This is a genomic window from Streptomyces sp. MspMP-M5, assembly GCF_000373585.1.
Lineage (GTDB): Bacteria > Actinomycetota > Actinomycetes > Streptomycetales > Streptomycetaceae > Streptomyces.
In genome coordinates this window covers 35,563-59,939 of record NZ_KB891882.1, presented here as the reverse complement: position 1 = coordinate 59,939, position 24,377 = coordinate 35,563, and the positions used below count along the sequence as shown (strand labels likewise).

Here is a 24,377-nt window from a genome sequence, read left to right as displayed (position 1 = left end):
AAGCGCCCTAGGGCGCGGAGCGCACCGCGGTGGCGGCGCGGACCACGTCGAAGACGCCGGGGACCTGGCGCATCGCGCGCATCAGGGAGGGCAGCGCGGCGGCGTCGGGCAGGTGGAGGGTGTAGGTGTGCCGGACCAGTTGCTCGTGCGGGGGCTCGACGGCGGCGGAGACCACGGCGGCGCCCTGGGCGGCGATCGCCTCGGTGAGGTCGGGCAGCAGGTGCGGGCGGCTGAACGCCTCGGCCAGCAGCGTCACCCGGCAGCCGTGGCCGCCCTTGGCCGCGCCGCGCCAGCGCACCCCGACCGGCTGCCGGCCCGTCGCCGCCATCCGGGCCACCGCCGGGCACTGGGCGCGGTGCACGGTGACCGTGCCGCCGCGGACCGCGAAGCCGGTGACGGTGTCCGGCGGCACCGGGGTGCAGCAGCCGGCCAGTCGGACGGTGGCGCCCGGCAGGTCGGCCACCACCAGGACGGAGGCGGCCGCCGGGCGGTCCAGGCCGGGGGGCCGGCGGGCCGGTGCCCGGCGGCGCTCGCTGCGGCGGCCGGCGGGCGCGGCAGGGGGTTCGCCGGGGCCCTGGGGCCGGGCCAGCCAGCGGGAGATGGCGAGCCGGGCCGCGGGGGTGCGGGCGTGGTCGAGCCACTCCGGGGACGGGCCGGCGGAGTCCTGGGCCATCAGCAGGTGGAGGCTGTCGCCGTCGTGCAGGACGGTGCCGAGGGTGGCGAGGCGGCCGTTGACGCGGGCGCCGATGCAGCCGTGCGCGACCTCGCCGTGCCGGGCGTACGCGGCGTCCACGCAGCTGGCCCCGGCGGGCAGGCCGATGGTGCCGCCGGGGCCGTCCGGGGCGGCGTCGGCGCAGAAGACGGTGATCTCCCGGTCCTGGGCGAGGTCGTCGCGGAGCGAGGTCCAGAAGGTGTCGGGGTCGGGGGTGGTGCGCTGCCATTCCAGGAGCCGGTCGAGCCAGCCGGGGCGGGTCGGGTCGGCGCGTTCGCCGTCGGGTGCGTCGGCGCCGTCGGTGGGGGTGTACGGGTTGCCCAGGGCGATCACCCCGGCCTCGGCGACCCGGTGCATCCGGTGGGTGCGGATCAGGGTCTCGGCGATCTCGCCGTGCTCCCCGGTGATGGCGGTGTGCAGCGACTGGTAGAGGTTGAACTTGGGCGCGGCGATGAAGTCCTTGAACTCCGAGACCACCGGGGTGAAGCAGGTGTGCAGCTCCCCCAGGACGGCGTAGCAGTCGGCGTCCTCGGCCACCAGGACCAGCAGCCGCCCCAGGTCGGCGCCGCTGATCCGGCCGCGCGCCAGCAGGACCCGGTGCACGGAGACGAAGTGCCGTGGACGGACGAGGACTTGGGCGTCGATGCCGGCCTCGGCGAGGACCGTCCGGGCCCGGGCGGCGATCGCGGCGAGCGGGTCGCGGCGGCCGGCGTACCGCTCCACGAGATGGCGGGTCTCGGCGTACTCCTCGGGGTGCAGGACCGCGAAGACCAGGTCCTCCAGCTCGGTCTTGAGCGCCTGGACGCCGAGGCGTTCGGCGAGCGGGATCAGTACGTCGCGGGTGACGCCGGCGATCCGGGCCTGCTTCTCGGGGCGCATCACGCCGAGGGTGCGCATGTTGTGCAGCCGGTCGGCGAGCTTGATGGACATCACCCGGACGTCGTTGCCGGTGGCGACCAGCATCTTGCGGAAGGTCTCCGGCTCGGCCGCGGTGCCGTAGTCGACCTTCTCCAGTTTGGTGACGCCGTCGACGAGATAGCAGACCTCGGCGCCGAACTCCGCACGGACCTGATCAAGCGTCACTTCCGTGTCCTCGACGGTGTCGTGGAGCAGGGAGGCGGTCAACGTCGTTGTCTCGGCACCGAGTTCGGCGAGGATCAGGGTGACCGCGAGCGGGTGGGTGATGTAGGGCTCGCCGCTCTTGCGCAGCTGGCCGCGGTGCGAGGACTCGGCGCGGTGGTACGCCTTGCTGAGGATGTCGAGGTCGGCGTCGGGGTGGTGGTGGCGGTGCACCTTGGCGACGTGTTCCAGGGCGTCCGGGAGGCCGTCACGGGGGGCGGGGCCGAGGAGTGCGGCGTGGCCGATGCGGCGGAGTCCCCGGAGTGCCGGCCGGGGGCGGCCGCGCCGGCGGCCTGCTTCGGGGTTACCAGGGTTCGTGGCCTCTGCGCTCATGGGCACCTCCGGCGGCGTCGACCGGCGGTGGGACGCCGTCAGTTCGGTCGCCCGGGCCGGTGCTTGATGCTACCGAGCCCATCACGCAGCGCTGCCCACCTCTCGCTCAGCGTGAAACGGATCACCCATTCGAGGGAACTTTCTGGCCTGAACCGTTTCTGTCCGCCGAAACCGTTTCCCCTGGGCGGCGGGCGTGCCCCGGCGCCCCGTCAGCCGGCGAGTGCGCCGGCCAACCACTCCGGCTCGAAGCTGCCCTCGGCGACGATCTCGGCCGGGCCGGTCATCTCGACCGTGCCGTCCGGCAGCTCGGTGATGGTCAGGCTGCCGCCCAGCACGTCGACGGTGTACGTCACCGGGGTGCCGGTCGCGGCCGGGTCCAGGCCGTCCCGGCGAGCGGCGGCGACGGCCACCGCGCAGGCACCGGTGCCGCAGGAGCGGGTCTCGCCGGCGCCCCGCTCGTGCACCCGCATCGCCACATGGCGCGGGCCGCGGTCCACGACGAACTCGATGTTGACGCCGTCCGGATACACCGCGGCGGGGCCGAACCGCGGCTGTTCGTGCAGCTCACCGGCGTGCGCCAGGTCCTCGACGAAGGCGACGGCGTGCGGGTTGCCCATGTTGACGTTGCGGGCCGGCCAGCTGCGTCCGCCGACCTCGACCACCACGCCGTCCTCGGGGAGCGCGGCGCGCCCCATGGCGACGGTGACGTCGCCGGACTTGGCGAGGTGCACCCGGAGCACCCCGGCGCGGGTGGCGACGGCCAGGTCGCCGGCCTCGACGAGCCGGGCGTGCAGGAGGTACCGGGCGAAGACCCGCAGGCCGTTGCCGCACATCTCGGCGATCGAGCCGTCGCCGTTGCGGTAGTCCATGAACCACTCGGCCTCGTCGGCCATCGCCCGCGCCTCCGGGTGCGCGGCGGACCGGACGACGTGCAGCAGTCCGTCGCCGCCCACTCCGGCGCGGCGGTCGCAGATCCGGGCGACGGCGGTCGCGGGCAGATCGAGCCGGCCGTCCGGGTCCGGGACGATCACGAAGTCGTTCTCGGTGCCGTGGCCCTTGAGGAAGGCGATGCGCTGCGTGGTCACTCCTGAATCCTACGGGGGAAGCGGAGCGTCGGCCCGGTCGGGGCCGTGCCCGGCAACGGGCGGGGAGCCGGGCCGGGCGAGGTGCCTCAGCGGAGGCGGGCCACCCGCCAGATGGCGAGTGCGGCGGGGACGGCGACCGCGCCGGCGTACAGGAGCACCACCCGCCAGCTGGGGCGGCGCCCGGAGCCGCGGGCCGGGAGGCCGGGCCAGGTGTGGCCGACCCGGCGGGCCGCCATCATGCCGGCGCCGGCCGCGCAGCAGCACAGCAGCAGGCCGAGCATGGCGATCACCGCGCCGCCGTCGGCGCCGAACTCGAAGGCCAGCGGGAAGGCGAACATCAGGGAGCCGAGGGCGGCCAGCGCCACGATGGGGGCGAGCTGCCACAGCCGCAGCCGACGGGGCGGGCGCAGGTCGCGGAAGGACTCGCCGCCCTCGGGTGCCGGGCCCGGCTCGGCGTCGGGGCCGTCCGAGGCGTCGAGGGTGGCGGGGTGGCCGTCGGGGATGCCGTCGTCGGACGCGTGCACGCGGTCGTGCGGTTCGTCGTGGGCGCCGTCCACGGCCGGGCCGTCCGTGGCCGGCGGCGGCGCCGCGGCGCCGTCCGCGTCCGGTTGCTGGGCTCGGTTGCGAGGGCCGGCCTCCATTGCCACGCGCCCTCCCCACTGCCAGATTGCACGCCTCGATCGAAGGTCGATGATGACACGCCCTCAGCGGCCCGGATGACGGCCGGAGCGTCCCGATGCCATGACGTGATCAGGCTGTGACCGGTCGTTCGAGCAACGCCAGTGCCAGGGCCGGGAGATCGGCCCGACGGTCGGCGGCACCGCTGAGCCAGTGGACCCGTGGGTCCCGGCGGAACCACGAGTCCTGACGGCGCGCGAAGCGCTTGGTGGCGCGCACCGTCTCGTCGCGCGCCGCCTGCTCCGTGCACTCCCCCGCCAGGTACGCCAGCACCTGCTGGTAGCCGAGCGCCCGGGAGGCGGTACGGCCCTCGCGCAGCCCCTCGGCCTCCAGCCGGCGCACCTCCTCGACCAGGCCGGCCTCCCACATCCGGTCGACCCGTACGGCGATCCGCTCGTCGAGTTCGGGGCGCTCGACGTCCACGCCGATCTGGAGGGTGTCGTAGACCGATTCGTGGCCGGGGAGGCTGGCGGTGAACGGGCGGCCGGTGAGCTCGATGACCTCCAGGGCGCGCACGATCCGGCGGCCGTTGCTCGCCAGGATGGCGCGGGCCGCGCCCGGGTCGGCGGCGGCGAGCCGGGCGTGCAGCGCGCCGCTGCCCAGCTCGGTGAGTTCGGCCTCCAGGCGGGCGCGGACGGCGGGGTCGGTGCCGGGGAACTCCAGGACGTCGAGGGCACCGCGGACGTAGAGGCCGGAGCCGCCGACCAGGACGGGGGTGCGGCCCTCGGCGAGCAGCCGGTCGATCTCGGCGCGGGCGAGCCGCTGGTACTCGGCGACGTTGGCCGCGCGGGTGACGTCCCAGATGTCGAGCAGGTGGTGCGGGACGCCCTGCCGCTCCTCGGGGGTGAGCTTGGCGGTGCCGATGTCCATGCCGCGGTAGAGCTGCATGGAGTCGGCGTTGATCACCTCGCCGTCCAGGTGCCGGGCGAGCGCGACGCCCAGATCGGACTTTCCGGCCGCGGTGGGGCCGACGACGGCGATGACCCGCGGTGCGGGGGCGACGGTGTTCACCCCGTCAGTCTCGCAAACCTCACGGTGCCATCTCGAACGAGCGACGTGACGAGGCACCCACGGCCTCGTTGCCTGTTGCGAGATCCCGAACGCCGGTGCGCTGCCGGGGCCCGTCGGGCGGCGCAAGCGGACGCTCCGGGCGACGAGGGATTTCGCCCACAAGAGGAGCGTAGGAGCAGTTATGGGCGTGTTTTCGCGGTTCCGTCGGCGCAAGTCCGACGTGGCGGAGGAGAGTGCCGCCGCGGCGGTGGCGGAGGCTGCGGCAGAGGAGGAATCGGGGGCGGACGAGGGCGCGGCCCCGGAGGCGGCGGGGTCCGCGGCCGAGACGCCGGCGGAGGCGGCGTCGCCCGCGACGGATGCCGACGCGGAGTCCACGGCGGCGGAAGAGGCCACGGAAACGGAGCAGGCGCCGGCGGACGGGGCGGCGGCCCCGTCCGGGGAAGGGGCGGCGGACGACCCGGCGGAGAGCTCCGGGGCGGCCGCCGAGGAGACGGAGCCGGGCCCCGCGCAGCCGGACGGCGCGGCGGCGGAGGCGGCCGCGGACGGCGATCCCGAGTCGGCGCCCGCCGCGGCACCGGCCGCGGACGCCGCCGCCGGGATCCCACGGCAGCAGGGCGCGGAGCGGGCGGTGGACAGCGACGCCGGGGACGGCGCGCGGAAGTAGCCGGTCCCCCGGCGACGGCGGCGGCGCGGCGGACGCGGGGTGCCACGGCTCCCCGTACCCGCCGCGCCGCGGCATGTCCGGTCGTACGCGGCCCGGCGGGGGGCCGCGTCGTGCGGCGGACTACGTCCAGGCCGCCACGGCGTAGCCGACGCCGTACGGGGCCTCCGCGCACAGCAGTTGGCCGCGCAGCCCGGCGCCCTCGGCGGCGCCCGCCAGGGTCTGCCAGCAGGCCCGGCCGGACACCAGCAGATCGGCGGCGAGCCGCTCGTCCAGGGCGGCCAGGGCGGCGGTGTCGGCGGCTCCCAGGGCGCGGGCCGCGGCGGCGTCGAACGGCTCGGCCCGCTCGTCGAAGTAGCCGGGCGCCTTGACCGAGCGGCGGGCGCTGCCGTCGCCGAGCACCAGCAGCGCCACCCGGGGCGCGGAACCGGCCAGTTCCCGGCCGTGCGCCCGGCAGTGGTCGCCGGACCGCCGCTCGGCCACCCCCAGTCCTTCCACGGGCGCGTCGGACCAGGTCGTACGGGACAGCAGCCAGGCGCCGACGGCCAGTGACGGCGGCAGCTGCGGCCCGGCCGCGGGCTCCGGCCCGGCGGCTCCCAGCGTCACGTCGAGGTCCACCCCGAAGCCGCGGAACGAGCCGGGGGCGCCCTGCGGGTACCGTCCCGCGCCGGCCTCGTCGGCCGGACCGAGGACCAACAGCCGGTCCGGGCGGGCCGCGGCGAGCACCCCGATCGCGTCCAGGCAGGCGGCGCGCACCGGGTCCAGCTCCGGTGCGGCGCCCGCGGCGACCTCGGGGACCAGCAGCGGCGGGCAGGGGCAGAGGGCGGCGGCAACGAGCATGCACGCAGCGTAACCCCAGGTCCGCGGGGCCGGTCCCCGGGCCGGAAGGGGTCAGTCGCAGCCGCAGCCGGGCGCGGCGGCGGCCGGCAGCGGCTCGGGGACGCCGATCTTCGGCAGGCCCAGCATGACGCCGGCCGGCTTGGCGGCCTCGGCGGCGGTGCGCTTCTCCCAGGCGTCGCCGGCACGGGTGCGGCGCACTCCGAGCACCGGGCCCTCGGCGAGGAGGTGGTGCGGGGCGGCGTAGGTGACCTCGACGGAGACCACGTCGCCGGGGCGCACCGGCTCGTCGGGCCTGGTGAAGTGGACCAGGCGGTTGTCGGCGGCGCGGCCGGAGAGCCGGTGGGTGGCGTCGTCCTTGCGGCCCTCGCCCTCCGCGACCATCAGCTCCAGGGTGCGGCCGACCTGCTTCTTGTTCTCCGCCCAGGAGATCTCCTCCTGGAGGGCGACCAGGCGCTCGTAGCGGGCCTGCACGACCTCCTTGGGGATCTGGCCGTCCATCTCGGCGGCCGGGGTGCCGGGCCGCTTGGAGTACTGGAACGTGAACGCCTGGGCGAACCGGGACTCGCGGACGACGTGCAGGGTCTGCTCGAAGTCCTCCTCCGTCTCGCCGGGGAAGCCGACGATGATGTCGGTGGTGATCGCCGCGTGCGGGATGGCGGCGCGGACCTTCTCGATGATGCCGAGGTAGCGCTCCTGGCGGTACGAGCGGCGCATCGCCTTCAGGACGGTGTCGGAGCCGGACTGCAGCGGCATGTGGAGCTGCGGCATCACGTTGGGCGTCTCGGCCATCGCCGCGATCACGTCGTCGGTGAAGTCGCGCGGGTGCGGGGAGGTGAAGCGGACCCGCTCCAGCCCGTCGATCTTCCCGCAGGCGCGCAGCAGCTTGCTGAACGCCTCGCGGTCGCCGATGTCGGAGCCGTAGGCGTTGACGTTCTGGCCGAGCAGGGTGATTTCGGAGACGCCCTCGGCGACCAGCGCCTCGACCTCGGCGAGGATGTCGCCGGGCCGGCGGTCCTTCTCCTTGCCGCGCAGCGCCGGGACGATGCAGAAGGTGCAGGTGTTGTTGCAGCCGACGGAGATGGAGACCCAGGCCGCGTATGCGCTCTCCCGGCGGGTCGGCAGCGTCGAGGGGAACGCCTCCAGGGATTCGGCGATCTCGACCTGTGCCTCCTCCTGGACGCGGGCGCGCTCCAGGAGGACCGGCAGCTTGCCGATGTTGTGCGTGCCGAAGACGACGTCCACCCAGGGCGCCTTCTTGACGATGGTGTCGCGGTCCTTCTGGGCCAGGCAGCCGCCGACCGCGATCTGCATGCCGGGGCGCCGGGCCTTGACCGGCGCGAGCCGGCCGAGGTTTCCGTACAGCCGGTTGTCGGCGTTCTCGCGCACCGCGCAGGTGTTGAAGACGACGACGTCGGCCTCGCCCTCGCCGGTGCCCTCCGGGGCCCGTACGTAGCCCGCGTCCTCCAACAGGCCCGAGAGCCGTTCGGAGTCATGGACGTTCATCTGGCACCCGTAGGTGCGCACCTCGTACGTTTTCACTTCGGCCCCTGCTCCGCCGGCCACGTCGTTACCGCTCACCCGTCCAGGGTAAGGGCTCCGGCGGGGGTGTCCGGCGGCCGTCCCCGCGGGCGGGGGCACGGCGGCGGGCGCGGGCTCAGGCCGCGGCGAAGCGGGCCCGCGGCTCGCCGTGCAGCCGGCCCGCCGGGAGCTTCCGGCCGAAGGCGACCAGCAGGAGGTCCTGGGCGGCGCCGCGCAGCGGGGCGCCGGTGCCGTAGGACCAGTCGAGGTCGTCGGCGTGCAGGGCGACGCCGTCGAGGGCCGCCCCGAAGAACTTCGCGCCGCGCGGGGTGATGCCGGCGAGCAGGACCCGCAGCCGGTCCTCGGGGACGCGGCGGTCCAGGCCGAGCGGTACCGCGATGTCGAGGCCGTGGACGACGTCGTGGCCCAGGGCCGATGCGAGGCCGCCGACCGGCGGGGTCCAGGGGTGGTGGGCGTTGTCCCGCAGGGCCGCGGCGAGGGCGGCCGGCGGGAGGGCGGTGGCGTCCCTGCGGGCGCACCGGTCGGTCATCCGGTGCAGGCTGCCGCGGGCCTTGAGCAGTTCGGCGGCGACCCTGGGCAGGGAGTAGCGGAAGCCCAGGGACATGTGGGCGGCCACCTCGCGGACCCGCCAGCCGGCGCACAGCGAGGGCGCGTCCCACTGCTCGGGCGTCAGGGCGTCCAGCATGTCGGCCAGCTCGCGGCGTTCGGCGGCGATCGCGGCGCGGAGGTCCATCGTTGCTCCCCTGTCCGGTCCGTCCCGGTGGACGGTCCGGTTCCAGGATCTTGACGGCGCGGCCATAAGTCCAAGAGTTTGGGCTTCTCGTCTCTAGAATTACTGGTTATGGAACTTCGGCAGCTCCAGTACTTCGTCGCGGTGGCCGAGGAGGCCAACTTCACCCGGGCCGCGGCCCGTCTCCACCTGGCCCAGCCGGGCATCAGCGCCCAGGTGCGGCATCTCGAACGGGAGCTGGGGCAGCCGTTGCTGGACCGCTCCGGCCGGTCGGTGACGCTGACGGAGGTGGGGGCGGCCGTGCTGCCGTACGCGCGGGCGGCGCTGGCGGCCGTCGAGGGCGTGCGGGAGACCGTGGCGGAGTTCACCGGGCTGTTGCGCGGACAGGTCACCCTCGGGCTGGTGTCGGGCGCCGACCCGGTGCGGGAGGAGGAGGCGGTGTCGCTGCTGGCGGACTTCCACGACGCCCATCCGCAGGTGGACATCGCGCTCACCGAGGACAGTTCGGAGCGGATGCTGGCCGCGTTGCAGTGCGGTGAGCTGGACATGGCGCTGCTCGGGACCGCCGAGGAGGAGCCGCCGGCGGGGCTGTCGTTCCAGATCGTGGTCGACGAACCGCTGGTCGCGGCGGTCGCGCCGGGCAGTCCGCTGCTGGCGGCCGCGGCCGGCGGGCAGATCCCGTTGACGGCGCTGCGCGACCTGCCGCTGATCAGCCTGCCGCGCGGCACCGGGATCCGCGGGGTGCTGGAACGCGTCTGTGCCGACGCCGGGTTCCGGCCGCGGATCGCCTTCGAGGCGGCCGCGCCGAAGCTGCTCGCGGGGCTGGCGGCGCGCGGCCTGGGCGTGGCGGTGGTCCCGGCGGCCGCCGCGGCGACGACCGGCGGGCTGCGGACGCTGGAGTTCCGCGGGGCGCGGCCGCGTGGCCGGATCGCGTTGGCCTGGCGGGCGGACGGACCGGCCGGCCCGGCGGCCCGGGCGCTGCTGGGGCGACTGCGGCGGGCCCTGGGAACGGCGGCCCGGGACGAGGGCCGGGCGGCTGCCGAGACGTGACCTCCCGGCCCCTCCCGTGGGCCCGGCCGGGCTGGCAGGATCCGGCCCATGGCGATACTCCCCCGTTCCGGCCGCGGCCGGGCGCTGACCGCGGCGGCCGCGGCGCTGGCCCTCGTCGGGCTGGCGCTGTGGTGTGTGCGGCCGGGCGGGGCCTCGGCACCCCAGGGGCGGGTGACGCTGGCGACCGGCGTGCCGACCGGGGTGTACGCGCTCTACGGGGAGCTGCTGAAGGAGGATCTCGCGCGGGATCTGCCGGGGGTCGACCTGCGGCTCCAGCGCAGCGAGGGCTCGATCGACAATCTGCGTCGACTGGCCACCGGGCGCGCGGATTTCACCATCGCCACGGCGGACGCGGTGGCCGCCTACCAGGCGCGGCACGAGGCCGGCGCGGACCGGCTGCGGGCCTGCGCCCGGCTCTACGACGACTACATGCAGCTGGTGGTGCCCAGGGGCTCCGCGGTGCGGTCGGCCCGCGACCTGCGGGGGCTGCGGGTGGGGGTCGGCGCGGACGGGTCGGGGGTCCAGCTGATCACCCGGCGGCTGATGGCGGCGGCGGGGCTGGACTTCGACACCGGCATCGTGCCGGTGCGGGTGGGCATCGACCGGATGCCGGGGATGCTGGAGCGCGGCGAGCTGGACGCGTTCTTCTGGTCGGGCGGGCTGCCGACGCTGGCGGTGCAGCGGCTGGCGCGGGCGTACCCCGTGCGGCTGGTACAGCTCGGGGACCTGATCCCGGCACTGCACCGGCAGGGCCGGCGGACGCGCTACTACCGGGCGGCGGTGATGCCCGCCGACGCCTATCCGCAGGTCCAGGACGGGCAGGCGGTGAAGACGATCGCGGTGGCGAACCTGCTGGTGACCACGGACCGGGAGGACGCGGGCCTGACGTTCGGGATCACCCGGACCGTCATCAACAGCCGGGACGCGATCGGGCACGTGGTGCACGCCGCGCAGAACGTGGACCTGCGGACGGCGGTGTTCACCGATCCGCTGCCGCTGCACGCCGGGGCCCGGGAGTACTACCTCTCGGTGAAGCAGTGAGGGGCGGGTGCGGTCGGCTGTTGCACGTTGCGCGACGGGCAACTCGGTGCAATGGGCGGGGCGATGGCGCGATTGCCTCGGTGCAATGCGCCGGAGTGTGCCGGACGGCACCGGGCACCGTGCCGAGCGCAATACCGCGTGCCGTGCCGAGCGCAATGTGCGCAATGCCGCGCGCGGGTCACGGTGCGCTGCGCGGCACGGAGACGGTGACCGTCAGGCCGTGCGGCGGGTGCGGTGCGTAGGCGATGGTCGCGCCGCCGGCCGCGAGCAGGGTGCGGGTGATCGACAGGCCGAGGCCGGAGCCGGAGACGTTCTGGTGGCGGCCGCTGCGCCAGAACCGGTCGCCGATCCGGGCCAGTTCGTCCTCGGCGAGCCCGGGGCCACGGTCGGCGACGGTGATCGTGACGCGTTCGCCGTCGGGGGCCACCGCGACCGTGACCGGCTGCCCGTCCGGGGTGAACTTCAGGGCGTTGTCGACCACCGCGTCCAGGGCGCTGGAGAGGGCGACCGGGTCGGCCCAGCCGGTGACCGCGGGGAGGCCCTCGTAGCCGAGGCGGACGCCCTTGTCCTCGGCCAGCGGGCGCCAGGCGTCGACGCGTTCGGCGGCCAGCGCGGCCACGTCGGTGAGCTGGAGGTCGGCCTCGGCGTGCTCGGCGAGCGCGAGGTCGAGGAGGTCGTCCAGGACCCGGGCGAGCCGTTTGCCCTCGGTGCGGACCGAGGCGATCTCCTCGTTGCCGTCGGGGAGTTCGAGGGCCAGCAGCTCGATCCGCAGCAGCAGCGCGGAGAGCGGGTTGCGCAGCTGGTGGGAGGCGTCGGCGACGAAGGCGCGCTGCTGCTCCAGGACGTCCTCGACGTGGTCGGCCATCTCGTTGAACGAGCGGGCCAGCCGCCGGAGTTCGGGCGGCCCGGCGGTGGCGGCGACCCGCGCGTTCATCCGGCCGGTGGCGATGTCGTGGCTGGCCGTATCGAGCACCCGGACCGGCCGCAGCACCCAGCCGGTGAGCCGGAACGCCGCCGCGACGGCGACCAGCATGGCCGCGCACTCGCCGGCCGCGATCAGCACCCAGCCGTGCAGGATGCGCGAACGCATCTGCCCGGTGGGCGAGTCGGTGACGACCACGGCGACCACGTCGCCGTCCCGGATGACGGGCGAGGCGACCGGGATGCGGCCGGTGTCGTCCCAGGGCCAGATCTGGTGCGGGTCGTGGCTGCGGCGGCCGGCGAGCGCCTCGCTGAACGCCTGGGCGCCCTCGCCGCCGGTGGGCACCGCCAGGTCCCGCGGGGCGGCGGCCATCGGGGTGCGGTCGCGGTAGAAGACGCCGGCCCGGATGCCGTAGAGCTCCTGGTAGCGGGCGAGTTCGGCCCGGAGGGCGGCCAGCCGCTCGTCCTCCTCGGGGGTCTTGCCGCCGTCGGCGGCGCCGGGGCGGGCGGTGACGAACTGGGCGAGGGAGGCGAACCGGGCGGCGTCGTCGATCCGGTCGACCACCACCCGCTGCTGCTCCACCCCGGCGGTGATGACGCCGAGCGGGAGGCCGAGCGCGAGCAGCACGCCGGCCATCAGGACGATGAGGAGCGGGAGGAGTCGGGTGCGCACGGGCCGGGCAGCCCGTCAGGGGGCCGGCGGGCGGGCGCCCGGGGCGGGGCCGCCGGCCGGGACGACCAGGCGGTAGCCGACGCCGCGGATCGTCTCGATCAGCGCCGGCATCCGCAGTTTGGCGCGGAGCGAGGCGATGTGGACCTCCAGGGTGCGGCCGGTGCCCTCCCAACTCGTCCGCCAGACCTCGCTGATGATCTGCTCCCGGCGGAAGACCACCCCGGGGCGCTGTGCGAGCAGGGCCAGCAGGTCGAACTCCTTGCGGGTGAGCGGGACCACCGTGCCGTCCACGGACACCTGGCGGGTGGGGAGTTCGACGGCGAGCGGCCCGAGCCGCAGCGGCTCCCGAGGCTCGCTCTCCTCGGCCGGCTGGTCGCCGCCGCCCCCGGCGGTGCCGGTGCGCCGGCTCACCGCATGGATACGGGCCAGCAGTTCACCGGTGTCGTAGGGCTTGACGACGTAGTCGTCGGCGCCGAGGTTGAGGCCGTGTATCCGGGAGCGGACGTCGGCGCGCGCGGTGACCATGATGACCGGGGTCGAGGAGACCTTGCGGATCCGGCCGCACACCTCGAAGCCGTCCTGGTCGGGCAGTCCGAGGTCGAGCAGCACCACGGCGAACGGCTCGGCGTCGTCGGGCAGCAGGGCCCGCAGCGCCTCCGCGCCGCTGCGGGCGTGCACGACGGTCAGGCCGTGCCGGGACAGCACCGCGGACAGGGCCGCGGCGACATGGTCGTCGTCCTCGACGAGCAGCAGTCTCATCCGGCCCCTCCTTCCGGTGCGCGCGTGTGGGCCACAGGGCATATACGGCGATGGGCGGCCCGCCCGTCAAGAGGCGGCCGCCTCCGGGCCGCCATCCGTTACCCACCCGGTACGCCCCGAAGGCATACCGTCGGTAACCACGCTCCGCACCGGACCGTCCGCCGCCTTCACCCTGAGTGTCCGTCCGCGGCCGGATCGTTATGCTCAATTCTCGCTCAGATGTGATGACGCTGGTCGCAGGCCGTCATTAGGGTCCTCCCAACCGAGGAGGACGGAGCTGTACGCCGATGAGCGAAGTACCGGTGACCAAGAACGCCGGGGGCGCTGCGCCCACGGGAGACCCGTTGGTCGTACTGGACAACGTGAACAAGCACTTCGGCGCGCTGCACGTGCTCCAGGACATCGACCTGACGATCCGGCGCGGCGAGGTGGTCGTGGTGATCGGGCCCTCCGGGTCCGGCAAGTCCACCCTCTGCCGCACCATCAACCGCCTGGAGACCATCGACAGCGGCAGCATCGGCATCGACGGCAGGCCGCTGCCGCAGGAGGGCCGTGAACTGGCCCGGCTGCGCGCCGACGTGGGCATGGTGTTCCAGTCCTTCAACCTCTTCGCGCACAAGACGGTCCTGGAGAACGTCGTGCTGGGCCAGACCAAGGTCCGCAGGACGGACCGGACGACCGCGGAGAAGAAGGCCCGTACGCTGCTCGACCGGGTCGGCGTCGGCGCCCAGGCGGAGAAGTACCCCGCACAGCTTTCCGGCGGCCAGCAGCAGCGGGTGGCGATCGCCCGCGCCCTGGCGATGGACCCGAAGGTGATGCTCTTCGACGAGCCGACCTCGGCACTGGACCCGGAGATGATCAACGAGGTGCTGGAGGTCATGCAGCAGCTCGCCCGGGACGGGATGACGATGGTCGTGGTCACCCACGAGATGGGGTTCGCGCGCTCCGCGGCGAACCGGGTGGTCTTCATGGCGGACGGCAGGATCATCGAAGAGGCCGAGCCGAACCAGTTCTTCAGCAATCCGCGCAGCGACCGGGCGAAGGACTTCCTGTCGAAGATCCTCCATCACTGAGGCCGCAGTTGGGCCACCATGTTTGCCAACACCTGTTGAACCAAAGGAAGTTGACCATGAGGATGCGTAAGACGGCTGCGGCGGGCGCGATGGTGCTCGCGCTGGCGGCGACGGCGACCGCGTGCGGGGGCCAGGCCGGTTCGGCGGGCGACAAGCAGCCCGGCAGCGATGTCTACAGCGGCGATTACACGGTCGCCAAGGATGTGAAGGTCGACTCGCCGACCCTGAAGAAGGCCCAGAAGGCCGGCCAGATCACCATCGGCGTCAAGGCCGACCAGCCGTTCCTGGGCTTCAAGGACCCGGCGACCAACAAGTACTCCGGCTTCGACATCGAGATCGCCAAGATGGTCGCCGCCGACCTGGGCTTCTCCGAGAAGCAGATCAAGTTCCAGACCATCGACTCCAACGTCCGTGAGACCGCCATCTCCAGAGGCCAGGTCGACTACTACGTCGGTACGTACACCATCAACGACGAGCGCAAGAAGCAGGTCAGCTTCGCGGGCCCGTACTACACCGCCGGCGCCGACCTGTTGGTGCGCCAGGACGACAAGGCCATCACCGGGCCGGACGCCCTCCAGGGCCGGAAGGTCTGCTCGATCGTCGGCTCCACCCCGCTCCAGGAGATCAAGAAGCCCAAGTACGGGGCGCACACCACCGAGCTGTCGAAGTACTCGGACTGCGTGAAGTCCCTGCTGGACGGGTCGGTCGACGCGGTCACCACCGACGACGCGATCCTCAAGGGCTACGCCGCCCAGCGGCCGGGCAAGCTCCGGGTCGCCGGCAAGCCGTTCACCAAGGAGCCCTACGGCGTCGGCCTCGCCAAGGACGACAAGGCCCTGCGCGACGCGATCACCACCGCGCTGGAGAACCACATCAAGAACGGCGACTACAAGAAGGCGTACGAGGGCACGCTCGGCAAGTCCGGCTCCGCCTACGTCGCCCCGGAGACGCCGCTGCCGCGCTACTGACGGCCCGCGCACGCACCGGACCGCGCCGCCCCGTACGCCCGCCGCGACGGGTGTACGGGGCGCGCTGTCTTCCGCACGCCCGCCGGCCCGCGCCCGCCGACTCGCGGGCGGCGCAGCGCAGTTGCCTGTTTTGCCGCGCCGTTGCCTGCCGTTCCGTGCCGCCCCCTGCCGTTTCCCGCCGCCGACCCGACCGCTACCGCGGAGACCCCATGAACGTACTCCTCGATTATCTGCCCGAGTTCCGGGACGGGTTCCTCGGAACCCTGGCGATCACCGCGTCCGCCGCGCTGCTCGCGCTGGTGCTCGGCGTGCTCATAGCCGGTTTCCGGGTCTCTCCGGTCCCGCCGCTGCGCGCCTTCGGCACGGCCTGGGTGACGGTGCTGCGCAACACGCCGCTGACGCTGCTGTTCCTGGTCGCCTTCTTCGTCGTGCCGCAGATCCTCTTCCAGGGCGCCAGCCCGTACGTCCTGGGCACGCTGGCGCTCGGCTTCTACACCTCCTCGTTCGTGTGCGAGGCGGTGCGGTCCGGCATCACCACCGTGCCGCTGGGCCAGGCGGAGGCGGCCCGCAGCCTGGGCATGACCTTCTCCCAGACACTGCGGCTGATCGTGCTGCCGCAGGCGGCCCGTACCGTGATCCCGCCGCTGAGCAGCATCATCATCGCGCTCACCAAGAACTCCGCGATCGCCGGCGCGTTCGGCTACGGCGAGCTGTTCAACGTCTCCAAGCTCCTCAACGACCGGGGCTACCCGATCGCCTGGATCTTCCTGTGGACGGCGCTGGCCTACCTCGTCATCACCTTCGCGGTCAGCGGCCTGTTCCGGCTGCTGGAGCGCCGGTTGGGGGTCGCCCGATGAACGGATGCGGCAACCGGGACACCAGGAACGACACATACGGACGGGCGCCGTGGCCGCGCACCGGCGGGACGGGACGAAGCGAGGTAGGGGCATGAGTGGCGCGAGCGTTCTCTACGACGTGCCGGGGCCGAGGGCGAGGGCCCGCAACCGCGTCTACAGCGTCCTCGGCGCGCTGGCGGTGCTGGGGCTGATCGCCTTCGCGGTCCTGCGGCTGGACGCCAAGGGCCAACTGGACCCGAAGGTCTGGGAGATCTTCAACTACGCCGGGGTGCGCACCAGCATCCGCGACGGCATCCTGACGACCCTTCAGGTCTTCGCGGTGGCGGCGGTGCTGTCGCTGGCGCTGGGCCTGCTGCTGACGGTCGCCCGGCTCTCCGACCACAAGCCGATCCGCTGGCTGGCCACCGGTTTCATCGAGCTGTTCCGCGCGGTGCCGCTGCTGATCACGATCTACGCGCTGTGGGTCGTCCTGCTCAGCAACCGCGACGCCCTGGGCCTGACCGGCAGCCAGCCGCAGTTCTGGGCGCTGGTCGCGGGGCTGACGGTCTACAACGGCGCGGTGCAGGCGGAGGTGTTGCGGGCCGGCATCAACGCCGTGCCCCGGGGCCAGCGGGAGGCCGCGTACGCGCTCGGCATGAGCAAGACGCAGGTGATGACGACCGTGCTGCTGCCGCAGGCGATCCGGGCGATGCTGCCCACGATCATCAGCCAGCTGGTGGTGACCCTGAAGGACACCTCGCTCGGCTACATCATCACCTTCGAGGAACTCCTCTACACCGCCCGCCTGATGAGCACCAACATCATCGTCAACGGGAACGACACCTACATCCCCGTCATCATCGTCGTCGGCAGCATCTACGTGGCGATGTGCCTGGCGTTGTCCGCGCTGGCCAACTGGATCGAGCGGCGCGGGCGCCGGGCCCGGACCGGCATCGGGGTGGCCCCGGCCGCCGAGCCGGTGGCCGCCGCGGACGCCGCGGAGAGCGCCGCGGCACCGGCCGGCACCAAGGACTGACGGCAGGTCCGGCCGCGCGCGGCCGGTACCGGACCGTCCGGAGGCGGTGGCAACGGCGCCACCGCCTCCGTCACTTGACGGCGGCGGCCGCAATGGGTTGCATACGCTGTGTGATCACGCACCGGCCCCCCTCTGCCCGTTCCCGCACGTCCCGTACGTACCGCCGGATCCGGGGAGCCGCCCCGTGGAGCCGGTGATCGTCGCCGGGGCCGGCCCGGTCGGTCTCGCGCTCGCCCTCGCCCTGACCCGGCACGGCGTGCCCGTCGTCGTCCTCGACGAGACCGGCGGCGAGGAGGAGGACCGGCCCGCCCGCACCGTCGTACTCCGCCCGGACACCGCGGCGTTCACCGCCCGGCTCGGCTGCGCGGACACCCTGGCGGGCGCCGGTGCCCGCTGGTCGGCGTGGCGCACCATGCGCCGCCGCCGGCTGCTGGAACGGGTCGCCTTCGCCGGCGCCCAGGACGGCGCGGAGGGTGCGGACGGCGCGGCCGCGGATGCGCCCCCGGTGCACCTCCCCCAGCACGCGCTGGCCCGCGCGCTGCGCGCCGCGCTGGCCGGCGAACCGCTCGCCCAGGTCGTCTCCGGCAGCCGGCTGGCCGCCGTCGAGCAGGACGAGAAGGGTGTCAGCGCCCAGACTCGCGGCGCCAACGGCACCTGGTGGCGCGGGAGTTACCTCGTCGGCTGCGACGGCCCGCGGTCCACCGTGCGCAAGCTGCTGGACATCCGCTTCCCCGGCCGCACCGCCGTCGAACGGCACGCGGTGGCCACGCTGCGCACCGAACTCCCCTGGCCCGGCGAGGCGCTGCTGCACCGCTCGCCGGCCCGGCACGGCGGCGGCCGGTTCAGCGAGGTCGCCGCCCGCCCGCTGCCCGGCGGGGTCTGGCGGCTGGACTGGCTGCTGCCCCCGGGGCGCGATCTGGTGACCCCGGACGCGCTGGTGGCCCGGATCCGCGACTCGCTGGCCGGCTGGGCGGCGGAGGCGGCGGCCGGGTCCGCCGGCGAGGGCGGCGCGCCGGCCGGACATGGCCACACCGGCCTGGTCCCGCCCTACGAACTCCTCGACACCGGCGTCCACACCGTCCACCACCGGCTGGCGCGGACCTGGCGGCGGGGCCGCGCCTTCCTCGCCGGCGACGCCGCCCATCTGCTGGGCGCGCTGGGCACCCAGGGCCTGGACGAGGGCCTGCGGGACGCCGAGAACCTCGCCTGGAAGCTGGGGCTGGCCTGGCACCACGGCGCCACCGACACCCTGCTGGACAGCTATCAGGCCGAGCGCCGGGCCGCGGTCGCCGCCCGGCTGCGGGCCGCCGACTCGGCGCTTCCGCTGCTCCGGGACGGTGGTGCGGTGCGCTGGCGGACGGTGCTGCCGGGGGCGGCGCGCGGGCGCAGCACCCTGCTGACCGACGGCCACCTGGGCCGCGGCCCGCTCGGCGCGCCCCCGTCCTATCCGCGGACACCGTTGGCGGCGCCCCCGGACCTGCCCGGCGGGACGGCGGTCGGCACCTTCCCGGGGGCACCGGTGGTGGACGTACCGGTGACCGCCTCCGACGGCGCGTCGGAGGGGCTGCGCGACCGGCTCGGCCGGGGGCTGCTGGTGGTGCTGGTGGCGCCCGGCACGGGGGTGTGGGACCAGCGGCACTGGCAGTCGGCGGGGCTGATGCCCCGTCTGACGGAGGCGGTGGCCGCGCTGCCGATGCGGGCGGAGGTCCTGGTCACCGAGGCGTATCCGGGCGCCGCGGCACACACCGTGCTGGTGGTACGGCCCGACGGCCATCTGGTCGCCGCGCTGTCCGGGGTGCGGCCGGACGAACTCGCCGCCTGCGCGGACGCGGTGCGCGGCGGGGCCGCGGCGGACCCGGCGGCCGGCCCGGCACCGGCACCGTGGCCGGTTGACCCTCCCGGAGACCCCGTGCTTGACTCCGAGGGTGACTGAACACAGCTCGCGGTTCTGGCGGAGGGTCCATCTGGACCTGCTCCGCTATGCGGGCTGCATGTGTCGTCCGTCCTGTTGATCCCCACCGCCCCGGCCGTGCTGCCGCGGTGGCCCTCCCCGCGCGGCAGTTGCCCGGTATCCGGCGGCCGCGCTCCGCACGATCACTCAGGACGGTTCCCGTGCCCGATGTACACACCCCTGCGCGGCCGCGTGCCCGCGCTCAGGACGGCGGCCCCGGCGCCGCCGAACTCCTCGACTTCGTCCGCCGTACCGCCGCCGACCGCGCGCTGGTCGCCGCGCTGCCGCTCGATCCGGAGGGCCGCACCTGGATCCGGCTCGACGGGCCGGGCGGCAGCGAGGCGTGGCTGATCGGCTGGCCGCCCGGCACCGGCACCGGCTGGCACGACCACGGCGGTTCGCGCGGTGCCTTCGCTGCGGCCGCCGGGGAGCTGACCGAGCAGTCGCTGGCCGCCGCGATTCCCACCGAGGGGTGGCGGACGCTGGAGCTCGCCGACGGTGTCGACCGGGAGCGCCGGCTGAGCGGTGGACGGGGCCGGGCGTTCGGCCCGCACCACGTCCATCAGGTGCTCAACCTCTCCCCCGACACCCATGCGGTGTCGGTGCACGCCTACTATCCGCCGCTGCCGCTGATGCGGCGCTACAGCCGCAGCGGGGCGGTGCTTCGGCTGGAAGAGGTCGAGCGACCGGAGGAGTGGTGATGCGCGGGCGGAACGAGCGCGGGCCGGGAAGCGGCGCGCCGCGCGAACGCGCGGGCGGGCGAAGCGAGTTCGCGGTATGAGCGCGATCGACGAGCTGCTGGCGCGGGCCCGGCGCGGGCTGAGCCGGGTGGGTCCGGCGGAGGCCGCGGCGCTCCAGGAAGCCGGCGGACTACTGGTGGACATCCGCTATGCGCTGCTGCGCGAACGCGACGGCACCATCCCCGGGGCGCTGATCGTCGAGCGCAACGAGCTGGAGTGGCGGCTCGATCCGACGGGTGAGCACCGCGCCCCCGAGGCGACCCACCACGCTCTGCCGGTCGTGGTGATCTGCAACGAGGGCTACGCCTCCAGCCTGGCGGCGGTCTCCCTGCACCAGCTGGGCCTGCACCGCGCGACCGACCTGATCGGCGGCTTCCAGGCATGGCGCGCGGCGGGGCTTCCGGTGGAGCGCTAGCACCTGTGCGGTGGGGTGACTGGAGCTGGCCGGTGGGGTGCTGAGGTCGCGGGGCAGGGTACGAGCCGGAGGCCCCGGGCTTGCCGCCCGCCGGGCCGTCAGGCGTCCGGTAGGTGGGAGTCCAGGATCTCCGGGTCCTCGCCCTCCTCTTCCAGGGCCTGGCGGACGACGCGGAGGGCGAGGCCCTCCGGGTAGCCCTTGCGGGCCAGCATGCCGGCCAGCCGGCGCAGCCGCTTGTCGCGGTCCAGGCCACGGGTGGTGCGCAGCTTGCGGTCGACCAGCTCGCGGGCGGTGGTCTCCTCCTGCTCCGGATCGAGGCGGCCGACGGCCTGGTCGATGACGGCGGAGTCCACCCCCTTGGTGCGGAGCTCCCGGGCCAGGGCGCGGCGGGCCAGGCCCCGGCCGTGGTGCCGGGACTCCACCCAGGCGTCGGCGAACGCCGCGTCGTCGATCAGCCCGACGTCCTCGAAGCGGGCGAGCACCTCGTCCGCCGCCTCGTCGGGGATGCCCCGCTCCCGCAGGGCGTCCGCGAGCTGCCGGCGGGTGCGCGGGCTCCCGGTGAGCAGGCGCAGGCAGATCGCCCGCGCCTGCTCCTCGGGCGTGCGCGGCGGTCCCGACCCGGCCCTCGACGGGCGGGAACCACCGCTGTCCCTGCGTGCGGCACCGTCCTCGGGGGCGGCGCCGCCCATGCGGCCGCTACGGTTCTCGGTGTCGCCGGCGGCGCCGTGGAAGCCCGCGCCGTCCGGCCATTCCGTTCGCCGTGTCATGGCGGATCAGCTCTTGGCCGCCGTGGCCTTGGCGCCCTTGGCGCTCTTGGTGGCGGCCGTCGGCGCGGCCTTGGCCGGCGCCTCCGCCGGGCCCGCGGCGTCCGCGTCGGGCTCCGCCGCGACGTCCGCCGGCTTCACGCCGATGCCCAGCTTCTCCTTGATCTTCTTCTCGATCTCGTTGGCGAGGTCGGGGTTGTCCTTGAGGAAGTTGCGGGCGTTCTCCTTGCCCTGGCCGAGCTGGTCGCCCTCGTAGGTGTACCAGGCGCCGGACTTGCGGATGAAGCCGTGGTCGACGCCCATGTCGATCAGGCCGCCCTCGCGGCTGATGCCCTGGCCGTAGAGGATGTCGAACTCGGCCTGCTTGAAGGGGGGCGCGACCTTGTTCTTGACGACCTTGCAGCGGGTGCGGTTGCCGACCGCCTCGGTGCCGTCCTTGAGGGTCTCGATCCGGCGGATGTCGATCCGGACGGAGGCGTAGAACTTCAGCGCGCGGCCACCGGTCGTGGTCTCCGGCGAGCCGAACATCACGCCGATCTTCTCGCGGAGCTGGTTGATGAAGATCGCGGTGGTCTTGGACTGGTTGAGCGCGCTGGTGATCTTGCGCAGGGCCTGGCTCATCAGACGGGCCTGGAGGCCGACGTGGGAGTCGCCCATCTCGCCCTCGATCTCGGCCCGCGGCACCAGGGCGGCGACGGAGTCGATCACGATGAGGTCCAGGGCGCCGGAGCGGACCAGCATGTCGACGATCTCCAGGGCCTGCTCGCCGTTGTCCGGCTGGGACAGGATGAGGTTGTCGATGTCGACGCCGAGCTTCTTCGCGTACTCGGGGTCGAGGGCGTGCTCGGCGTCCACGAACGCGACCTGGCCGCCGGCCTTCTGCGCGTTCGCCACCGCGTGCAGGGTCAGGGTGGTCTTACCGGAGGACTCCGGTCCGTAGATCTCCACGACCCGGCCGCGCGGCAGGCCGCCGACGCCGAGGGCGACGTCCAGCGCGGTCGAGCCGGTCGGGATGACCTCGATGGGCTCCCTCGACCGCTCGCCCATGCGCATGACCGCGCCCTTGCCGAATTGCCGTTCAATCTGTGCGAGCGCGGCGTCCAGCGCCTTCTCGCGGTCGGTGCCTGCCATGGGTTCCACCCGGTTTGCTTGAGTCGATCGCTTCACGTCCATGACGCTAACCCCTGCCACTGACAATGCGCCCGGACCCGGCTCCGGCCTGTGGATAACTCCGCGGACGGCCCGCCGTCTCCGCGAGCCGCAACCGCGTCAGGCAGCCGGCTCCCCCATAAGAATGGATGTTCGATTTTGGTGTCAAGCGCACCACCCACCCACATCGCGCCGCTCCTTGCCCGTGCCGACACACCGCCGAAGCCCGCCACCGGCAGCCGCGTGACGTGAGGGTGCGGCGGTCCAGGGGCGCAGACGCCCCCGTTACGGTCACTGGATGGAGAGCTGGGACGGGGACGGCGTACGCGCACGGATACGGGAGATGGCGGCACGGGATCCGGGGCGGGTGCGCTTCGGGGCGGACACGCACCGGTACGAGTTGGCGCCTCGGCTGCCGGAGGCGGAGATCCGGGCGTTCGAGGAATCCCATGGCATCGGTCTACCGGTGGAGTACCGGTCTTTCGTCGCCGAGGTGGGCGACGGCCCCGCCGGACCCTGCCATGGGTTGATGCCGTTGACCGTGCCCCGCCCGGAGGCCGACGAGGAGTGCGCCGTGGATACCGAGTGGCGGGAAGACCGGCTGCCGGGCCGGCCGGCCGAGCCGTTCCCTCTCACCGGACCTCTGCCCGGCCGGATCGGCGCACCGGCCGATGCGCTGACCCGGGGCACGCTCATGCTGGCCGAACAGGGCTGCGGCATGTTCATCCGGCTGATCCTGAACGGTCCGCGAGCCGGCCAGGTCTGGGGGCTCGATCCGGACTGGGGCGGCTTTGTACCGGTGAGCCCCGGCTTTCGCACCTGGTACACCGACTGGCTGGAGAGCCCCTGAACACGCGTCACGCCGGCCAGGCCGACCCGCCGCCCTTCGGCGTAGGCCGCATCACGAGCGAGTGATCCAGGTCACTCGAACTTGGTTGGCGCCACTCAAGATTCGGTGACACAGGACAGGCCCGGACGTTATCTGCCGTCCTGCCGCATCCCGCCCGTTCCGCCGCCGCGCCCCTCGGCCGGTACTCCGTCGAGCACACCGTCGGGTGCCCCGTCCACCGCGCCGTGCGCCGCACCGGCACCCGGCCCGCGGGTCGGCTCCCGTTCGCCGTCGCGGGCCGCGTCCCGGCTCTCGCCCGACGCCGGGTCCGGCTCGGGTGCCTCGGCCTCCTCCGGGCCTCCGCGTCGGCGGCGGACCCGGAAGCGGCCCCGCGGCTCCGCGGTGACCTCGTACCGCTTGACGTACGCGCCCAGGAACGCCTGCAGCGTCGCGGTGGCCGGGATCGCGATCAGTGCGCCGACCGCGCCCATCAGGGCCGTACCGGCGATCACCGAGCCGAACGCGACGGCGGGGTGGATGTCCACGGTCCTGGCGGTGATCCGCGGCTGAAGGAGGTAGTTCTCGAACTGCTGGTAGACCACGACGAAGCCGAAGACCCACAGCGCGTACCAGGGGTTGACGGTGAACGCGATCAGGATGGGCAGCGCGCCCGCCAGATACGTGCCGATCGTCGGGATGAACTGCGAGATCAGGCCGACCCATATGCCGAGCGCCGGGGCGTAGGGGACGCCCAGGATCTCCAGCAGGACGTAGTGCGCCACCCCGGAGATCAGCGCCATCAGGCCGCGGGAGTAGAGGTACCCGCCGGTCTTGGCGACGGCGATCTCCCAGGCGCGCAGCACCTCGGCCTGGCGGCGGGGCGGCAGCACCGAGCACAGCGCCCGTCGCAGCCGGGGACCGTCGGCGGCGAAGTAGAACGAGAACAGCGCGACCGTGAGGAGGTTGAACAGCCCGCCCAGCACCTGCGCGGAGACCGCCAGGACGTTGTTGGCGCTGTCCTGGACGTACTTCTGGAGCCAGTCGGAGTTCAGCAGGTTGTTCTGCACCTGGACCCGGGAGAGGTGGGTGTGGAAGGTGCTGTTGGTCCAGCTGATGACGGAGTCCAGGTACTGCGGGAACTCCTCGACCATGGTGGCGATCTGGCCGGCCACCATGGAGCCCAGCAGCGCGAAGAAGCCGACCGTGCCGACGAGTATCGCGAGGAACACCAGGCCGGTGGCGAGCCCGCGCCGCATGCCGCGGGCGGCCATCCAGTCCACGGCCGGCTCGACGGCCAGCGCCAGGAAGAACGCGATGAGGACGTTCAGCAGCAGGCCGATCAGCTGGTGGAACCCCCAGATGGCGAGCTGGAAGCAGGCCACCAGCGCCAGCGCGAGCACCATGGCACGCGGCAGCCAGCGCGGCATCCGCTCCGCGCGCAGGTCGGCGGGCCGGCCCCGCAGC

24 protein-coding genes are annotated in these 24,377 nt (G+C 74.0%); 12 read left to right on the top strand and 12 right to left on the bottom strand.

Translation table 11 applies throughout. The features are described 5' to 3' along the window. Positions 1–7 precede the first annotated feature (7 nt). The 4 genes from B073_RS0111490 to miaA form a co-directional block, all read right to left on the bottom strand. On the bottom strand, positions 8–2,164 hold the full coding sequence (locus tag B073_RS0111490; RefSeq protein ID WP_018538241.1) for a RelA/SpoT family protein: 2,157 nt from the start codon (positions 2,162–2,164) through the stop codon (positions 8–10). Positions 2,165–2,373: 209 nt separating this feature from the next. Next, the gene (gene dapF, locus B073_RS0111485; RefSeq protein ID WP_018538240.1) at positions 2,374–3,249 is read right to left on the bottom strand and encodes a diaminopimelate epimerase; all 876 of its coding nucleotides are present in this window, start codon (positions 3,247–3,249) and stop codon (positions 2,374–2,376) included. Between the two features lie 86 nt (positions 3,250–3,335). Continuing rightward, complete coding sequence (locus B073_RS0111480) at positions 3,336–3,890, bottom strand: hypothetical protein (RefSeq protein ID WP_018538239.1); 555 nt, start codon at positions 3,888–3,890, stop codon at positions 3,336–3,338. 109 nt (positions 3,891–3,999) lie between these two features. After that, entirely contained in the window at positions 4,000–4,938 is a 939-nt protein-coding gene (gene miaA / locus B073_RS0111475; RefSeq protein ID WP_018538238.1) for a tRNA (adenosine(37)-N6)-dimethylallyltransferase MiaA, read from the bottom strand. 181 nt (positions 4,939–5,119) lie between these two features. Here miaA and B073_RS39800 point away from each other — a divergent pair, with 181 nt between their 5' ends. Next, entirely contained in the window at positions 5,120–5,602 is a 483-nt protein-coding gene (locus B073_RS39800; RefSeq protein ID WP_018538237.1) for a hypothetical protein, read from the top strand. A 120-nt stretch (positions 5,603–5,722) separates the two neighbouring features. Here B073_RS39800 and B073_RS0111465 read toward each other — a convergent pair whose 3' ends face one another. The 3 genes from B073_RS0111465 to B073_RS0111455 all read right to left on the bottom strand — a co-directional run bounded on the left by B073_RS0111465 (position 5,723) and on the right by B073_RS0111455 (position 8,711). Beyond that, entirely contained in the window at positions 5,723–6,439 is a 717-nt protein-coding gene (locus tag B073_RS0111465; RefSeq protein ID WP_018538236.1) for a class III extradiol dioxygenase subunit B-like domain-containing protein, read from the bottom strand. A 51-nt stretch (positions 6,440–6,490) separates the two neighbouring features. Then, entirely contained in the window at positions 6,491–8,017 is a 1,527-nt protein-coding gene (miaB, locus tag B073_RS0111460) for a tRNA (N6-isopentenyl adenosine(37)-C2)-methylthiotransferase MiaB (protein ID WP_267881397.1), read from the bottom strand. Positions 8,018–8,093: 76 nt separating this feature from the next. Next, entirely contained in the window at positions 8,094–8,711 is a 618-nt protein-coding gene (locus tag B073_RS0111455) for a maleylpyruvate isomerase family mycothiol-dependent enzyme (protein ID WP_018538234.1), read from the bottom strand. A gap of 108 nt (positions 8,712–8,819) precedes the next feature. On the opposite strand from B073_RS0111455, the gene B073_RS0111450 reads away from it, so the two are divergent. Then, entirely contained in the window at positions 8,820–9,758 is a 939-nt protein-coding gene (locus B073_RS0111450; RefSeq protein WP_018538233.1) for a LysR family transcriptional regulator, read from the top strand. A gap of 48 nt (positions 9,759–9,806) precedes the next feature. Continuing rightward, the gene (locus B073_RS0111445; RefSeq protein WP_018538232.1) at positions 9,807–10,799 is read left to right on the top strand and encodes a TAXI family TRAP transporter solute-binding subunit; all 993 of its coding nucleotides are present in this window, start codon (positions 9,807–9,809) and stop codon (positions 10,797–10,799) included. A 178-nt stretch (positions 10,800–10,977) separates the two neighbouring features. Here the strand turns inward: B073_RS0111445 and B073_RS0111440 are convergent, their stop codons facing one another. Both B073_RS0111440 and B073_RS0111435 read right to left on the bottom strand, forming a co-directional pair. Beyond that, on the bottom strand, positions 10,978–12,393 hold the full coding sequence (locus B073_RS0111440) for a sensor histidine kinase (RefSeq protein ID WP_018538231.1): 1,416 nt from the start codon (positions 12,391–12,393) through the stop codon (positions 10,978–10,980). A 15-nt stretch (positions 12,394–12,408) separates the two neighbouring features. Further along, on the bottom strand, positions 12,409–13,152 hold the full coding sequence (locus B073_RS0111435; RefSeq protein WP_018538230.1) for a response regulator transcription factor: 744 nt from the start codon (positions 13,150–13,152) through the stop codon (positions 12,409–12,411). Positions 13,153–13,439: 287 nt separating this feature from the next. Between B073_RS0111435 and B073_RS0111430 the strand changes: the two genes are divergently transcribed. The 8 genes from B073_RS0111430 to B073_RS0111400 all read left to right on the top strand — a co-directional run bounded on the left by B073_RS0111430 (position 13,440) and on the right by B073_RS0111400 (position 20,171). Then, complete coding sequence (locus B073_RS0111430; RefSeq protein WP_018538229.1) at positions 13,440–14,225, top strand: amino acid ABC transporter ATP-binding protein; 786 nt, start codon at positions 13,440–13,442, stop codon at positions 14,223–14,225. Positions 14,226–14,281: 56 nt separating this feature from the next. After that, on the top strand, positions 14,282–15,193 hold the full coding sequence (locus B073_RS0111425; RefSeq protein ID WP_026247272.1) for a glutamate ABC transporter substrate-binding protein: 912 nt from the start codon (positions 14,282–14,284) through the stop codon (positions 15,191–15,193). A 209-nt stretch (positions 15,194–15,402) separates the two neighbouring features. Beyond that, positions 15,403–16,050: an amino acid ABC transporter permease gene (locus tag B073_RS0111420; protein ID WP_018538227.1), complete on the top strand. Its 648-nt coding sequence runs from the start codon at positions 15,403–15,405 to the stop codon at positions 16,048–16,050. A gap of 91 nt (positions 16,051–16,141) precedes the next feature. Further along, positions 16,142–17,065 carry an amino acid ABC transporter permease gene (locus B073_RS0111415; protein ID WP_018538226.1) on the top strand — a complete coding sequence of 308 codons (924 nt, stop codon included), beginning with the start codon at positions 16,142–16,144 and terminating at the stop codon, positions 17,063–17,065. Between the two features lie 184 nt (positions 17,066–17,249). Further along, on the top strand, positions 17,250–18,998 hold the full coding sequence (locus B073_RS0111410; protein WP_018538225.1) for an FAD-dependent monooxygenase: 1,749 nt from the start codon (positions 17,250–17,252) through the stop codon (positions 18,996–18,998). Further along, the gene (locus tag B073_RS49025) at positions 18,991–19,077 is read left to right on the top strand and encodes a putative leader peptide (protein ID WP_324608789.1); all 87 of its coding nucleotides are present in this window, start codon (positions 18,991–18,993) and stop codon (positions 19,075–19,077) included. The genes B073_RS0111410 and B073_RS49025 overlap by 8 nt, the downstream gene beginning before the upstream one ends. Positions 19,078–19,177: 100 nt before the next feature. Continuing rightward, positions 19,178–19,717 carry a cysteine dioxygenase gene (locus B073_RS0111405; protein ID WP_018538224.1) on the top strand — a complete coding sequence of 180 codons (540 nt, stop codon included), beginning with the start codon at positions 19,178–19,180 and terminating at the stop codon, positions 19,715–19,717. A gap of 76 nt (positions 19,718–19,793) precedes the next feature. Beyond that, positions 19,794–20,171, top strand: coding sequence for a rhodanese-like domain-containing protein (locus B073_RS0111400; protein ID WP_018538223.1), 378 nt, complete (start codon positions 19,794–19,796; stop codon positions 20,169–20,171). A 98-nt stretch (positions 20,172–20,269) separates the two neighbouring features. On the opposite strand, the gene recX is transcribed toward B073_RS0111400, so the two are convergent. Beyond that, positions 20,270–20,938 carry a recombination regulator RecX gene (gene recX / locus B073_RS0111395; RefSeq protein WP_018538222.1) on the bottom strand — a complete coding sequence of 223 codons (669 nt, stop codon included), beginning with the start codon at positions 20,936–20,938 and terminating at the stop codon, positions 20,270–20,272. Between the two features lie 6 nt (positions 20,939–20,944). After that, a complete protein-coding gene (gene recA, locus B073_RS0111390; RefSeq protein WP_018538221.1) occupies positions 20,945–22,066 on the bottom strand; it encodes a recombinase RecA in 1,122 nt (373 codons plus the stop codon). Positions 22,067–22,382: 316 nt separating this feature from the next. On the opposite strand from recA, the gene B073_RS0111385 reads away from it, so the two are divergent. After that, the gene (locus B073_RS0111385) at positions 22,383–22,934 is read left to right on the top strand and encodes an SMI1/KNR4 family protein (protein ID WP_026247271.1); all 552 of its coding nucleotides are present in this window, start codon (positions 22,383–22,385) and stop codon (positions 22,932–22,934) included. A gap of 128 nt (positions 22,935–23,062) precedes the next feature. Here the strand turns inward: B073_RS0111385 and B073_RS0111380 are convergent, their stop codons facing one another. Then, positions 23,063–24,340 carry an AI-2E family transporter gene (locus tag B073_RS0111380; protein WP_037811493.1) on the bottom strand — a complete coding sequence of 426 codons (1,278 nt, stop codon included), beginning with the start codon at positions 24,338–24,340 and terminating at the stop codon, positions 23,063–23,065. Positions 24,341–24,377: the final 37 nt, after the last annotated feature.

Excerpts from the sequence above, each read along its gene's own strand:
- B073_RS0111490 (WP_018538241.1), bottom strand. The coding sequence starts at position 2,164 with ATGAGCGCAGAGGCCACGAACCCTGGTAACCCCGAAGCAGGCCGCCGG.
- B073_RS0111480 (WP_018538239.1), bottom strand. The coding sequence starts at position 3,890 with ATGGAGGCCGGCCCTCGCAACCGAGCCCAGCAACCGGACGCGGACGGC.
- B073_RS39800 (WP_018538237.1), top strand. The coding sequence starts at position 5,120 with ATGGGCGTGTTTTCGCGGTTCCGTCGGCGCAAGTCCGACGTGGCGGAG.
- B073_RS0111465 (WP_018538236.1), bottom strand. The coding sequence starts at position 6,439 with ATGCTCGTTGCCGCCGCCCTCTGCCCCTGCCCGCCGCTGCTGGTCCCC.
- B073_RS0111455 (WP_018538234.1), bottom strand. The coding sequence starts at position 8,711 with ATGGACCTCCGCGCCGCGATCGCCGCCGAACGCCGCGAGCTGGCCGAC.
- B073_RS0111450 (WP_018538233.1), top strand. The coding sequence starts at position 8,820 with ATGGAACTTCGGCAGCTCCAGTACTTCGTCGCGGTGGCCGAGGAGGCC.
- B073_RS0111445 (WP_018538232.1), top strand. The coding sequence starts at position 9,807 with ATGGCGATACTCCCCCGTTCCGGCCGCGGCCGGGCGCTGACCGCGGCG.
- B073_RS0111435 (WP_018538230.1), bottom strand. The coding sequence starts at position 13,152 with ATGAGACTGCTGCTCGTCGAGGACGACGACCATGTCGCCGCGGCCCTG.
- B073_RS0111430 (WP_018538229.1), top strand. The coding sequence starts at position 13,440 with ATGAGCGAAGTACCGGTGACCAAGAACGCCGGGGGCGCTGCGCCCACG.
- B073_RS0111425 (WP_026247272.1), top strand. The coding sequence starts at position 14,282 with ATGAGGATGCGTAAGACGGCTGCGGCGGGCGCGATGGTGCTCGCGCTG.
- B073_RS0111420 (WP_018538227.1), top strand. The coding sequence starts at position 15,403 with ATGAACGTACTCCTCGATTATCTGCCCGAGTTCCGGGACGGGTTCCTC.
- B073_RS0111415 (WP_018538226.1), top strand. The coding sequence starts at position 16,142 with ATGAGTGGCGCGAGCGTTCTCTACGACGTGCCGGGGCCGAGGGCGAGG.
- B073_RS0111400 (WP_018538223.1), top strand. The coding sequence starts at position 19,794 with ATGAGCGCGATCGACGAGCTGCTGGCGCGGGCCCGGCGCGGGCTGAGC.
- recX (WP_018538222.1), bottom strand. The coding sequence starts at position 20,938 with ATGACACGGCGAACGGAATGGCCGGACGGCGCGGGCTTCCACGGCGCC.
- recA (WP_018538221.1), bottom strand. The coding sequence starts at position 22,066 with ATGGCAGGCACCGACCGCGAGAAGGCGCTGGACGCCGCGCTCGCACAG.
- B073_RS0111385 (WP_026247271.1), top strand. The coding sequence starts at position 22,383 with ATGGAGAGCTGGGACGGGGACGGCGTACGCGCACGGATACGGGAGATG.
- B073_RS0111380 (WP_037811493.1), bottom strand. The coding sequence starts at position 24,340 with ATGCCGCGCTGGCTGCCGCGTGCCATGGTGCTCGCGCTGGCGCTGGTG.